The sequence below is a fragment of the Pseudomonas sp. ANT_J12 genome (genome assembly GCF_008370045.1).
Taxonomy (GTDB): Bacteria; Pseudomonadota; Gammaproteobacteria; order Pseudomonadales; family Pseudomonadaceae; genus Aquipseudomonas.
On the sequence record NZ_VOBN01000001.1, the window covers coordinates 1 to 12,719 of the forward strand.

Below are 12,719 nucleotides of genomic sequence, written 5' to 3' on the forward strand. Positions count from 1 at the left end.
GCCAGGCTTGCCGGCGAAGGCGTCCTCAAGATCGCCTTCGCCGGCAAGCCTGGCTCCTACAGGGGGTAGGTGTCAGTCAGAAGGAATCACCCGGCACGCGGACGAAGCCTTCCATCAACACCCGCGCACTGCGGCTCATGATGGCTTTTTTCACGACCCATTCGCCGTGTTCCAGGCTGGCTTCAGCGCCGACCCGCAACGTCCCGGACGGATGCCCGAAACGCACCGCGTTACGCTCGACACCACCCGCTGCGAGGTTCACCAGCGTCCCGGAAATCGCCGCCGCGGTGCCGATGGCTACGGCCGCCGTGCCCATCATCGCGTGGTGCAATTTGCCCATGGACAGCGCCCGCACCAGCAGGTCGACATCCCCCGCCGCAATCGCCTTGCCGCTCGATGCAACATAGTCCGCAGGCTTGGCCACGAACGCCACTTTCGGCGTGTGCTGGCGCTTGGCGGCTTCGTCCAGGTCCTTGATCAGGCCCATGCGCAGCGCGCCGTAGGCACGGATGGTTTCGAACATCGCCAGGGCTTTCGGGTCGCCGTTGATCGCGCCTTGCAGCTCGGTGCCTTTGTAGCCGAGGTCTTCGGCGTTGATAAAAATCGTCGGGATGCCGGCGTTGATCATGGTCGCCTTGAAGGTGCCGATACCGGGCACTTCGAGGTCGTCCACCAGGTTGCCGGTGGGAAACATCGAACCACCACCGCCCTCTTCTTCCGCCGCCGGGTCCATGAATTCGACCTGTACTTCGGCGGCCGGAAAGGTCACGCCGTCGAGTTCGAAATCACCGGTTTCCTGCACTTCGCCGTTGGTGATCGGCACGTGGGCGATGATGGTCTTGCCGATGTTGGCCTGCCACACCCGAACGATGGCCACGCCGTTGTGCGGGATGCGGCTGGCGTCCACCAGACCGTTGCTGATGGCGAACGAACCGACCGCCGCCGACAGGTTGCCGCAGTTGCCGCTCCAGTCCACGAACGGCTTGTCGATGGAGACCTGGCCGAACAGGTAATCAACGTCGTGATCAGCCTTGATGCTTTTCGACAGGATCACGGTTTTGCTGGTGCTGGACGTGGCGCCGCCCATGCCGTCGATTTGCTTGTCGTAGGGGTCGGGGCTGCCGATTACCCGCAGCAACAAGGCGTCGCGAGCGGGGCCGGGAATCTGGGCCGCTTCGGGCAGGTCCTTGAGGCTGAAGAACACGCCTTTGCTGGTGCCGCCGCGCATGTAGGTGGCGGGGATTTTGATCTGAGGTACGTGAGCCATGTCATTCCTCTATTGGCCAACGGGGGACCTGAAGTCCCCCGTGACTTTGCATTTTTAAACGACGACCGCCGATTCAAGGAAGTCCTGGGCAAAACGCTGCAACACGCCGCCCGCCTCATAAATCGAGACTTCTTCAGCGGTGTCGAGTCGGCAAGTCACCGGCACTTCAACGCGCTCGCCATTCAGACGATTGATCACCAACGTCAGCTGCGCACGCGGCGTGCGGTCGCCAATCACGTCGTAGGTTTCGCTGCCGTCGATGCCCAAGGTGTGACGGTCAGTGCCCGGCAAGAACTCCAGCGGCAACACGCCCATGCCCACCAGGTTGGTGCGGTGAATGCGCTCGAAACCTTCAGCGGCAATCGCCTCCACACCGGCCAGGCGCACGCCCTTCGCCGCCCAGTCACGGGACGAACCCTGACCGTAGTCGGCGCCGGCAATGATGATCAACGGCTGCTTGCGTTCCATGTAGGTTTCGATGGCTTCCCACATGCGCATGACCTGGCCTTCCGGCTCGACCCGCGCCAAAGAGCCCTGCTTGACCTTGCCGTTTTCCGTAACCATTTCATTGAACAGTTTCGGGTTGGCGAAGGTCGCGCGCTGGGCGGTCAAGTGGTCGCCACGGTGGGTCGCGTAGGAGTTGAAGTCTTCTTCCGGCAAGCCCATTTTCGCCAGGTATTCACCGGCGGCGCTGTCGAGCATGATCGCGTTCGAGGGCGACAGGTGATCGGTGGTGATGTTGTCCGGCAGCACCGCCAGCGGGCGCATGCCCTTGAGCGGTCGTGCCCCGGCCAGCGCGCCTTCCCAGTACGGCGGACGGCGGATGTAGGTGCTCATCTCGCGCCAGTCGTACAGCGGCGTGACTTTCGGGCCGGTGTCTTCGTGGATGGCGAACATCGGGATGTAGACCTGGCGGAACTGCTCGGGCTTGACCGAGGCTTTCACCACGGCGTCGATTTCTTCGTCGCTCGGCCAGATGTCTTTGAGGCGAGTTTCCTTGCCATCGACCACGCCCAGCACATCTTTTTCGATGTCGAAACGGATGGTGCCGGCGATGGCATAAGCCACCACCAAGGGCGGCGAAGCCAGGAACGCATTCTTGGCGTACGGGTGAATCCGCCCGTCGAAGTTGCGGTTGCCCGAGAGCACGGCAGTGGCGTACAGGTCGCGGTCGATGATCTCTTGCTGGATCACCGGATCGAGCGCGCCGGACATGCCGTTGCAGGTGGTGCAGGCAAACGCAACGATGCCAAAACCGAGTTGCTCCAGCTCAGTGGTCAGCCCGGCTTCGTCCAGGTACAGCGCCACGGTTTTCGAACCCGGCGCCAGGGACGATTTGACCCACGGCTTGCGGGTCAGCCCGAGCTTGTTGGCATTGCGCGCCAGCAGGCCGGCGGCGATGACGTTGCGCGGGTTGCTGGTGTTGGTGCAACTGGTGATGGCGGCGATGATCACTGCGCCGTCCGGCATCTGGCCAGGCACTTCGGTCCACTGGCCGGAGATGCCTTGGGCAGCCAAATCCGAGGTCGCAACGCGCGCGTGCGGATTGCTCGGGCCGGCCATGTTGCGCACTACCGTGGACAGGTCGAAGCTCAAGCCACGCTCGTATTGCGCATTTTTCAGGCTGTCAGCCCACAGGCCAGTGGTCTTGGCGTAGTTCTCGACCAACTGCACCTGCTCGTCTTCGCGACCGGTGAGTTTGAGGTAGTCGATGGTCTGCTGGTCGATGTAGAACATCGCGGCGGTGGCGCCGTATTCCGGGGCCATGTTGGAAATGGTCGCGCGGTCGCCGAGGGTCAGCGCCGAGGCACCTTCGCCGAAGAACTCCAGCCATGCGCCGACAACTTTCTGTTTACGCAGGAACTCGGTCAGCGCCAGCACCATGTCGGTGGCGGTGATGCCCGGTTGCAGCTTGCCGGTCAGTTCGACACCGACGCTTTCCGGCAGGCGCATCCACGAGGCGCGGCCGAGCATCACGCTCTCAGCTTCAAGACCGCCAACGCCGATCGCGATCACGCCCAGGGCATCGACGTGCGGGGTGTGGCTGTCGGTGCCGACGCAGGTATCCGGGAACGCTACGCCGTCACGCACCTGGATCACCGGAGACATTTTCTCCAGGTTGATCTGGTGCATGATCCCGTTGCCTGGCGGGATCACGTCGACGTTTTTGAACGCCTTCTTGGTCCAGTTGATGAAGTGAAAACGGTCTTCATTGCGCCGGTCTTCGATGGCGCGGTTCTTCTCGAACGCCTCCGGATCGAAACCACCACGCTCGACGGCCAGGGAGTGGTCAACGATCAATTGCGTCGGCACCACCGGGTTGACTTGCGCCGGGTCGCCACCTTGCAGGGCGATCGCATCGCGCAGGCCGGCGAGGTCGACCAGGGCGGTCTGGCCGAGAATGTCATGGCACACGACACGGGCCGGGAACCACGGGAAGTCGAGGTCGCGCTTGCGTTCGATGAATTGCTTCAGGGAATCGGTGAGCGTGGCCGGGTCACAGCGACGCACCAGGTTTTCCGCCAGTACGCGGGAGGTGTACGGCAGGGTGTCATAGGCGCCAGGCTGGATCGCTTCGACCGCCGCACGGACGTCGAAGTAATCCAGATGGCTGCCGGGCAGCGGTTTGCGGAATTCTGTGTTCATCAGGTCGGGACTCGGTCACGGTAAGTGCAAAAGGGTGGGGCCGATCTGAATCCGTGCGCCCTGTAGGAGCGAAGCTTGCTCGCGAAAGCGGTCTATCTGCCGACATCAATGTTGAATGTCGGTCCGTCTTCGCGAGCAAGCTTCGCTCCTACAGGGGTATCGGCGTTCACGTCGGCCCTCCCCCCATCAGCGTTGTTCGATTGGCACGAACTTGCGCTGTTCGACGCCGACGTACTCGGCGCTCGGGCGGATGATGCGGTTGTTGGCACGTTGTTCAAACACATGCGCCGCCCAGCCGGTCAGGCGCGAGCAGACGAAAATCGGCGTGAACAATTTGGTCGGGATGCCCATGAAGTGGTACGTCGACGCGTGGTAGAAATCGGCGTTCGGGAACAGTTTCTTCTGCTCCCACATGGTCTTGTCGATGGCTTCGGAGACCGGGAACAACACGGTGTCACCCACTTCGTCCGCAAGCTTTTTCGACCAGGCCTTGATCACCTCGTTGCGTGGATCGTTGTCCTTATAGATCGCGTGGCCGAAGCCCATGATCTTGTCCTTGCGCGCGAGCATACCGAGGGTGCCTTCGATCGCCTCTTGCGGCGATTTGAAGCGCTCGATCATTTCCATCGCCGCTTCGTTGGCGCCGCCGTGCAGCGGGCCGCGCAGGGAGCCGATGGCGGCGGTGATGCAGGAGAACATGTCCGACAGGGTCGACGCGCAAACTCGGGCGGTGAAGGTCGAAGCATTGAACTCGTGTTCCGCATAGAGGATCAGCGACACGTTCATCACTTTGACGTGCAGCTCGCTCGGCTTCTTGTCGTGCAGCAAGTGCAGGAAGTGGCCGCCAATTGTCTGTTCGTCGCTCACGCAATTGATGCGTTTGCCGTCGTGGCTGAAGCGATACCAGTAGCACATGATCGCCGGGAACGCGGCGAGCAAACGGTCAGTCACGTCGTGTTGCTCGGAGAAGTCTTTCTCCGGCTCGATGTTGCCCAGGAACGAGCAACCGGTGCGCATCACGTCCATCGGGTGGGCGTCGGCGGGGATGCGTTCCAGCACTTCCTTCAGGGCTTGCGGCAGGTCGCGCAGCTTGCTCAGTTTGCTGATGTAAGCGGTGAGTTGGGTTTTGGTCGGCAGTTCGCCGTACAGCAGCAGGTAGGCGACTTCTTCGAATTGTGCGTCAGCCGCCAGTTCGCGAACGTCGTAGCCACGATAAGTCAGGCCGGCGCCCGACTGGCCCACGGTGGACAGTGCGGTTTGCCCGGCAACCTGGCCACGGAGCCCGGCGCCACTGAGTACTTTTGCTTCGGCCATTGCTGTCTCCAATCTTGAAATTTTTAGGGAAACTTGTAGGAGCGAAGCTTGCTCGCGAAAGCGGTGTGTCAGACGACATCAATGTTGAAGGTCAGTCAGTTTTCGCGAGCCAGCTTTGCTCCTACGGGGGTCATCGTTACTTTTTGGCGGCAAACAACGCATCGAGCTTCTGCTCGAAGGTGTGGTAGTCGATGCGATCGTAAAGCTCCATGCGGGTTTGCATGGTGTCGATCACGTTCTGTTGCGTGCCGTCGCGGCGGATCGCGGTGTAGACGTTTTCCGCTGCCTTGTTCATCGCGCGGAACGCCGACAATGGGTATAGCACCAGCGACACGTCGGCAGCGGCGAGTTGCTCGGTGGTGTACAGCGGCGTCGCGCCGAATTCGGTGATATTGGCCAGGATCGGCGCTTTCACGCGACTGGCGAACAGCTTGTACATGTCCAGTTCGGTGATGGCTTCCGGGAAGATCATGTCGGCGCCAGCCTCGATGCACGCGGCGGCGCGATCCAGCGCGGATTCCAGGCCTTCCACGGCCAGGGCGTCGGTGCGGGCCATGATCACGAAGCTGTCGTCGGTGCGGGCATCGACGGCGGCTTTGATGCGGTCGACCATTTCCTGCAACGACACGATTTCTTTATTCGGGCGGTGACCGCAGCGCTTGGCGCCGACCTGGTCTTCGATGTGAATCGCCGCCGCGCCGAACTTGATCATCGACTTGACGGTGCGCGCCACGTTGAACGCCGAGGAACCGAAACCGGTGTCCACGTCCACCAGCAGCGGCAGGTCGCAAACGTCGGTGATGCGGCGCACATCGGTCAGCACGTCATCCAGACCGGTGATGCCCAGATCCGGCACACCGAGGGAGCCGGCAGCCACCCCGCCACCCGACAGGTAAATCGCCTTGAAACCGGCGCGCTTGGCCAGCAGCGCGTGGTTGGCGTTGATCGCGCCGACCACTTGCAGCGGATGTTCGCTGGCGACCGCATCGCGGAAACGCTGGCCTGGAGTGCTCTTGTTCGAACTCATGACTCACCTCGTTCAGTGGCTGTCTTATTGGCGCCGTCCTGGTAGTGACGGGCGATATTGCGTTTGGAGGCGCCGATGTGGCGGCGCATCAACAACTCGGCCAGCTCACCGTCACGGTCGGCGATGGCGTCGAGAATCCGGTGGTGCTCGGCAAAGGCCTGGCGCGGGCGATTGGGTGTGGTGGAAAACTGGATGCGGTACATGCGCACCAATTGATACAGCTCGCCGCAGAGCATCTGGGTCAGGGTGCGGTTGCCGCTGCCCTGGATGATCCGGTAATGAAAGTCGAAATCGCCTTCCTGCTGGTAGTAGCCGACACCGGCCTGGAACGCCGCGTCCCGTTCGTGGGTTTCGAGAACCCGGCGCAGTTCGTCGATTTCTTCGACGGTCATGCGCTCGGCGGCCAGGCGACAGGCCATGCCTTCCAGGGATTCGCGGATTTCGTAGAGTTCCAGCAACTCGGCGTGGCTCAGTGAAACCACCCGCGCACCGACGTGCGGTATGCGCACCAACAGGCGCTGGCCTTCCAGGCGATGGATCGCTTCGCGCAACGGCCCGCGGCTGATGCCGTAGGTGCGTGCCAGCTCCGGCTCGGAAATCTTGCTGCCCGGGGCGATCTCGCCTTTGACGATGGCCGCCTGGATGCGCCGGAAGACATTCTCGGAAAGCGTTTCCGAATCGTCCTGCGTGATCACCGGGGGATCGAGTTGATCCAGCATATTGTCGACACCTTATGAGCCAATGCGGCAAAAACTAGCGAATACAGCCCTCAGAGTCAAAGGATAAATAGGTATTGTCGACAATCGTCTAATAACCGCTTGCACCATAACGAAGCAGGCCCACGGTTTATAGCCTCCTGCCAGCGGTGGCGCCATAAAACCACCGTGCTAGAATGCCGCCCGCATTTGCTTGTCATCTGCATCTGCATGGCTTGTCATAAATAGCTGATAGGCATACGAGGGAGCTTGCGCAGTGATGCCAGGGCCTTGAACCGAAGTACGGACCGCTGCGCACCCAGGATTTATGAGACTCAAGCCCTTTTCCACATTCCTTTATTTCCTGTTCCTGCCCGGCGTCGCCGCCGCGGGGGAAAAGACCGTGTACGGCCTCAACGAGTACGCCTCGCTGAATGGCATTGACCTGGAAGTCGCCGCCAAACTCGACACCGGGGCGAAAACCGCTTCCTTAAGTGCACGGGACATCAAGCGCTTCAAACGCAATGGCGAATCCTGGGTGCGCTTCTACCTGGCGATCGACGCCGCGCATTCGCACCCGATCGAACGACCGCTGGCTCGGGTCAGCAAGATCAAGCGCCGAGCCGGTGACTACGACCCGGAAGAAGGCAAGAAATACACGGCCCGCCCGGTGATCGAGCTGGATATCTGCATGGGCACGGCGTTGCGCAGCATCGAAGTGAACCTCACCGACCGCAGCGCCTTCCAATACCCGCTCCTGATCGGCTCCGAGGCGCTCAAACGCTTCGATGCGCTGGTCGACCCCAGTCTTAAATACGCTGCTGGCAAACCCGCCTGCGCCACCGACGCTCATACCGCAGAGTAATTCCGAATGCGCTCTCTTAACCTCCACCTGAAAATCCTCATCGCCATCCTGGTGGTGCTGGGCATTTCAGTTACGGCCTACCAGATCTTCGTGCTCGGCATCCCCGTGACCGAGGACGCCACGGACGACTTGTGGAACATCGACGCCAAGGTCGAGTTCGTCGCCAGTGCCAAGGACCCGGTCAAGATCCAGATGTTCGTGCCGCCCCTGAGCCGCGACTATGTGAGCCTGAACGAAAGCTTCATTTCCAATAACTACGGCGTGGCGGTGAACCGCGTCGACGGCAACCGCAAGGTCACCTGGTCGGCCCGTCGCGCCAAGGGCAACCAGACCCTGTATTACCGTCTGGTGCTGACCAAGCGCTACAGCGGCGAAAAATCCAAGATCAAAGGCCCGACCTTCCGCGACAGCATCGCCGTCGAAGGCGCGGAGAAAGTCGCCGCCGAAGCCCTGCTCGCCCCGATCCGCCAACACTCGGCCGACGTCGAAACCTTCGTCGGCGAAGCGATCAAGCGCGTCAACAATCTCAACGACGACAACGTGAAGCTGTTGCTCGGCGGCGATCCGTCGACTGCGAACAAAGCCCGGATCGTCGAACTGGTGCTGTCCATTGCCCACGTGCCGGTGGAGAAGGTCCACACCGTCCGTCTGGTGGCCGACCAACCGCAAGTCCCTGAACTCTGGCTGCGCAGTTTCAACGGCACCGACTGGCTGTACTTCAACCCGGAAACCGGTGAACAAGGCATGCCGACAGACCGCCTGCTGTGGTGGACCGGCGATGAAAACCTGATCACCGTCGATGGCGGCAAGAAAGCCAACGTGACGTTCAGCCTGAACAACAGCGAAATGAACGCCATTCGCCTGGCCAAGCTGACCGACGAAAACACCGACGCCAACTTCCTCGAATACTCGCTGTACGGCCTGCCGCTGCAAACCCAGCAGACCTTCATGATCATGGTGATGATCCCGATTGGCGTGCTGGTGATCCTGATCCTGCGCAACCTGATCGGCCTGCAGACCCTCGGCACCTTCACGCCAGTGCTGATCGCCCTGGCCTTCCGCGAGACGCAGTTGGGCTTCGGGATTGTGCTGTTTACGATCATCACGGCGCTGGGGCTGTCGCTGCGTTCCTATCTGGAGCACTTGAAGCTGCAAATGCTGCCGAGGCTGTCGGTGGTGCTGACCTTTGTCGTGGTGCTGATCGCGGCGATCAGCCTGTTCAGCCACAAACTCGGCCTGGAGCGCGGGTTGTCGGTGGCGCTGTTCCCGATGGTGATTCTGACCATGACCATCGAACGCCTGTCGATCACCTGGGAAGAACGCGGTGCCGGCCATGCCATGAAGGTGGCGATCGGTACGCTGTTCGCCGCGTCCCTGGCGCACCTGATCATGAGCGTGCCGGAGTTGGTGTACTTCGTGTTCACCTTCCCGGCGATCCTGTTGATCCTGGTGGGCTTCATGCTGGCCATGGGTCGCTATCGCGGCTACCGTTTGACCGAGCTGATTCGCTTCAAAGCGTTCCTCAAGGCTGACTCGTAATGTTCGGTTTCTGGAAGACCTGGAAGGCCCTGGAAGCCCGGGGCATCATGGGGATCAATCGGCGTAACGCGGACTACGTGCTCAAGTACAACAAGCGCAGCCTGTACCCGATTGTCGATGACAAGATCATCACCAAGGAGCGCGCGCTGGCCGCCGGCATCAACGTGCCGGAGCTGTACGGGATCATCTCCACCGAGAAAGAAATCGACAACCTCGACAAGATCATTGGCGGGCGCAGCGACTTCGTAATCAAGCCGGCCCAGGGCGCGGGCGGTGACGGCATTATTGTGGTGGCCGACCGTTTCGAGGGTCGCTATCGCACGGTGTCCGGCAAGATCCTCAGCCATGAGGAACTCGAGCACCATATCTCCAGCATCCTCACCGGCCTGTATTCCCTCGGCGGCCACCGTGACCGGGCGCTGATCGAATACCGCGTGACCCCGGACCAGATCTTCAAGAGCATCAGCTACGAAGGCGTGCCGGACATCCGCATCATCGTGTTGATGGGCTACCCGGTGATGGCCATGCTGCGCTTGCCGACCCGTCAGTCCGGCGGCAAGGCCAACCTGCACCAGGGCGCCATCGGCGTCGGTGTGGACTTGGCCACCGGCCTGACCCTGCGCGGCACCTGGCTGAACAACATCATCACCAAACACCCGGACACCACCAACGCCGTGGATGGCGTGCAACTGCCCTACTGGGACGGTTTCATGAAACTCGCCGCCGGCTGCTATGAGTTGTGCGGGCTGGGTTACATCGGCGTGGACATGGTGCTCGACCAGGAGAAAGGGCCGCTGATTCTTGAGCTGAATGCCCGGCCGGGGTTGAACATCCAGATTGCCAATGATTGTGGGCTGACGTTGCGCACCCATGCGGTCGAGGCGCGGCTGGAAGAACTCAAGGCCCGCGGGATTGTCGAGACCGTGCAGCAGCGGGTGGAGTTTGTGCAGGAGATGTTTGGGCATATTCCGCCGGTTGAGGGCTAGCCGCTGTGGCGAGGGGGCTTGCCCCCGTTGGGCTGCGAAGCGGCCCCAAAACCATTCATCTCGATAGTGTCAGGCAGACCGCATCAGCCGATTTTACGACTGCTGCGCAGCCGAACGGGGGCAAGCCCCCTCGCCACAGGTCTCTTGCCAGCGGCCACCCACCTGCCAATCCCCGACATCCCCTCTAGGAGCAAGTCCTGCAGAGGACTACAATCGCCACCCCGCCACGATGGCTGATCCGCACCGCCCATGTTGACCTGTTCCGTACACCCGCTCCCCTATCGCGCCAACCCCGCCGAGTACTTCGCGGCGATCCGTCATGCCCCCGGTGCCGTGCTGCTCGACAGTGGCCGACCGACGGCCGATCGCGGGCGCTTTGATGTGCTCAGCGCCTGGCCGCTGGAGCAACTGGCCGTGCTGCCACAGGAGAGCGGTGCCGATTTCCTGCAACGTCTGCGGGACAATCTGACACAACTGGGCGAAGCGTCCGTCCCGAATGAACTGCCCTTCGCCGGCGGTTTGATCGGTTACCTGAGCTACGACTTCGGCCGTCATCTGGAGCACCTGCCGCACCAGGCCCAAGACGATCTGCATTTGCCTGATGCACGTTTCGGTGTGTATGACTGGGCGTTGATCAGCGATCACCAGCGCTTGACCAGTCAGCTGGTGTTTCACCCGACGCTGGCGGACAGTGAGCGGCAACGCTTGATCGCACTGTTTACTCAACCTGCGGCTGCACCCGTCGAGCCGTTCAAGCTGAAAGCGCCGATGAGCGCCGATCTCAGCGCCGACCAGTATCGCCAGGCCCTTGAGCGAATTCAGGAGTACATCCAGGCCGGCGACTGCTATCAGGTCAACTTCGCCCAGCGCTTTCGCGCGCAATGCGAAGGCGACCCATGGGCCGCCTATTGCGCCCTGCGAGCCGCCTGCCCGACGCCGTTTTCCGGGTTCCAGAGCCTGCCCGATGGCGGCGCAGTCCTGAGCCTGTCGCCGGAGCGCTTCGTCAAAGTCAGCGAGCGCCAGGTGGAAACCCGTCCGATCAAGGGCACCCGCCCCCGCGGCCTGACCCCAGCCGAAGACGCGGCGAACGCCGCCGAACTGCTGGCCAGCCCCAAGGACCGCGCGGAAAACCTGATGATCGTCGACCTGCTGCGCAACGACCTCGGTCGCACCTGCCGTATCGGCTCGGTGCGGGTGCCGGAGTTGTTCAGCCTGGAAAGCTATCCGAACGTGCATCACCTGGTGAGCAGCGTCACCGGCGAACTGGCGGACGACAAGGACGCCTTGGACCTGATTGCCGGCAGCTTCCCCGGCGGTTCGATTACCGGCGCGCCGAAAATTCGCGCGATGCAGATCATTGATGAACTGGAGCCGACCCGTCGTGGGTTGTACTGCGGATCGTTGGTGTACCTGGACGTGCGCGGTGAGATGGACAGTTCCATCGCCATTCGCAGTTTGTTGGTCAAGGATGGGCAGGTGTGTTGCTGGGGTGGGGGCGGGATTGTTGCGGATTCAGAGTGGCAGGCCGAGTATCAGGAATCGATCACCAAGGTGAAGGTGTTGCTCGATACCCTTCAGGGCCTTTGATCGTTCCCACGCTCCGCGTGGGAATGCCTCAATGGACACTCCGCGTCCGCTTTGGGACGCAGAGCGTCCCGGGCTGCATTCCCACGCAGAGCGTGGGAACGATCACTAACAGGATTGGGTTTACAAAGTCAGGGCCCGGTTCGAGGCTTTGATAAATTCCTGCTTCAAATCCGCAAAGCTGTGCACCGCCGGGAACTGCGGAAACTCGCGAATCACATTGTCCGGCGCATGGAACAGAATCCCGGCATCGGCCTCGCCCAGCATCGTCGTGTCGTTATACGAATCCCCTGCCGCAATCACCCGGTAATAAAGGCTCTTGAAGGCCAGTACCGACTGACGCTTGGGATCTTTCTGACGTAATTGATAGCTCGTCACCCGCCCGGCATCGTCGGTAATCAGGCGGTGGCAGAGCAAGGTCGGGAAGCCCAGTTGGCGCATCAGCGGCTGGGAAAACTCGTAGAACGTGTCCGACAGGATCACCACCTGGAAGCGCTCGCGCAGCCAGTTGACGAACTCAATGGCGCCGTCCAGCGGTTGCAGCGTGGCGATCACTTCCTGGATGTCCGAGAGCTTCAGGCCATGCTCGTCGAGAATGCGCAGGCGCTGCTTCATCAGCACGTCGTAGTCGGGAATGTCCCGGGTGGTGGCCCGAAGGGATTCGATCCCGGTTTTTTCGGCGAAGGCGATCCAGATTTCCGGGACCAGCACACCTTCAAGATCCAGACAGGCAATTTCCACAAGACACTCCCATTTGTATTGATTATTGAGTCGAGCGAGCAAAAGGACTGCCGAA

General features: G+C 61.5%; 10 protein-coding genes. 4 read left to right on the forward strand and 6 right to left on the reverse strand.

Going from position 1 to position 12,719, the window contains the following annotated elements:
* Positions 1-76: 76 nt before the first annotated feature.
* The 5 genes from prpF to FQ192_RS00025 form a co-directional block, all read right to left on the reverse strand.
* A complete protein-coding gene (prpF, locus tag FQ192_RS00005) occupies positions 77-1,267 on the reverse strand; it encodes a 2-methylaconitate cis-trans isomerase PrpF (RefSeq protein WP_149656850.1) in 1,191 nt (396 codons plus the stop codon).
* Positions 1,268-1,321: 54 nt separating this feature from the next.
* Positions 1,322-3,913, reverse strand: a complete 2,592-nt coding sequence (gene acnD / locus FQ192_RS00010) for a Fe/S-dependent 2-methylisocitrate dehydratase AcnD (RefSeq protein WP_149656851.1) — start codon at positions 3,911-3,913, stop codon at positions 1,322-1,324.
* 186 nt (positions 3,914-4,099) lie between these two features.
* Positions 4,100-5,227 carry a 2-methylcitrate synthase gene (gene prpC / locus FQ192_RS00015; RefSeq protein WP_149656852.1) on the reverse strand — a complete coding sequence of 376 codons (1,128 nt, stop codon included), beginning with the start codon at positions 5,225-5,227 and terminating at the stop codon, positions 4,100-4,102.
* Positions 5,228-5,363: 136 nt separating this feature from the next.
* Complete coding sequence (gene prpB / locus FQ192_RS00020; protein ID WP_008146328.1) at positions 5,364-6,254, reverse strand: methylisocitrate lyase; 891 nt, start codon at positions 6,252-6,254, stop codon at positions 5,364-5,366.
* Positions 6,251-6,970, reverse strand: a complete 720-nt coding sequence (locus FQ192_RS00025) for a GntR family transcriptional regulator (RefSeq protein ID WP_178117484.1) — start codon at positions 6,968-6,970, stop codon at positions 6,251-6,253. The genes prpB and FQ192_RS00025 overlap by 4 nt, the downstream gene beginning before the upstream one ends.
* 307 nt (positions 6,971-7,277) lie before the next feature.
* Between FQ192_RS00025 and FQ192_RS00030 the strand changes: the two genes are divergently transcribed.
* From FQ192_RS00030 to pabB, 4 genes are all read left to right on the forward strand, one after another.
* Entirely contained in the window at positions 7,278-7,814 is a 537-nt protein-coding gene (locus tag FQ192_RS00030; RefSeq protein WP_149656854.1) for an ATP-dependent zinc protease, read from the forward strand.
* 6 nt (positions 7,815-7,820) lie between these two features.
* On the forward strand, positions 7,821-9,353 hold the full coding sequence (locus FQ192_RS00035; RefSeq protein WP_149656855.1) for an inactive transglutaminase family protein: 1,533 nt from the start codon (positions 7,821-7,823) through the stop codon (positions 9,351-9,353).
* The gene (locus tag FQ192_RS00040; protein WP_149656856.1) at positions 9,353-10,339 is read left to right on the forward strand and encodes an alpha-L-glutamate ligase-like protein; all 987 of its coding nucleotides are present in this window, start codon (positions 9,353-9,355) and stop codon (positions 10,337-10,339) included. The genes FQ192_RS00035 and FQ192_RS00040 overlap by 1 nt, the downstream gene beginning before the upstream one ends.
* 249 nt (positions 10,340-10,588) lie before the next feature.
* Positions 10,589-11,926 carry an aminodeoxychorismate synthase component I gene (gene pabB / locus FQ192_RS00045; RefSeq protein ID WP_149656857.1) on the forward strand — a complete coding sequence of 446 codons (1,338 nt, stop codon included), beginning with the start codon at positions 10,589-10,591 and terminating at the stop codon, positions 11,924-11,926.
* 120 nt (positions 11,927-12,046) lie between these two features.
* On the opposite strand, the gene thrH is transcribed toward pabB, so the two are convergent.
* Positions 12,047-12,664 carry a bifunctional phosphoserine phosphatase/homoserine phosphotransferase ThrH gene (thrH, locus tag FQ192_RS00050; RefSeq protein ID WP_123512105.1) on the reverse strand — a complete coding sequence of 206 codons (618 nt, stop codon included), beginning with the start codon at positions 12,662-12,664 and terminating at the stop codon, positions 12,047-12,049.
* Between the last annotated feature and the right edge of the window lie 55 nt (positions 12,665-12,719).

What these genes read in the sequence shown, in the direction of transcription:
- prpC (WP_149656852.1), bottom strand. Translation starts at nt 5,227, where the DNA reads ATGGCCGAAGCAAAAGTACTCAGTGGCGCCGGGCTCCGTGGCCAGGTT.
- prpB (WP_008146328.1), bottom strand. Translation starts at nt 6,254, where the DNA reads ATGAGTTCGAACAAGAGCACTCCAGGCCAGCGTTTCCGCGATGCGGTC.
- acnD (WP_149656851.1), bottom strand. Translation starts at nt 3,913, where the DNA reads ATGAACACAGAATTCCGCAAACCGCTGCCCGGCAGCCATCTGGATTAC.
- FQ192_RS00040 (WP_149656856.1), top strand. Translation starts at nt 9,353, where the DNA reads ATGTTCGGTTTCTGGAAGACCTGGAAGGCCCTGGAAGCCCGGGGCATC.
- prpF (WP_149656850.1), bottom strand. Translation starts at nt 1,267, where the DNA reads ATGGCTCACGTACCTCAGATCAAAATCCCCGCCACCTACATGCGCGGC.
- FQ192_RS00030 (WP_149656854.1), top strand. Translation starts at nt 7,278, where the DNA reads ATGAGACTCAAGCCCTTTTCCACATTCCTTTATTTCCTGTTCCTGCCC.
- pabB (WP_149656857.1), top strand. Translation starts at nt 10,589, where the DNA reads ATGTTGACCTGTTCCGTACACCCGCTCCCCTATCGCGCCAACCCCGCC.
- FQ192_RS00035 (WP_149656855.1), top strand. Translation starts at nt 7,821, where the DNA reads ATGCGCTCTCTTAACCTCCACCTGAAAATCCTCATCGCCATCCTGGTG.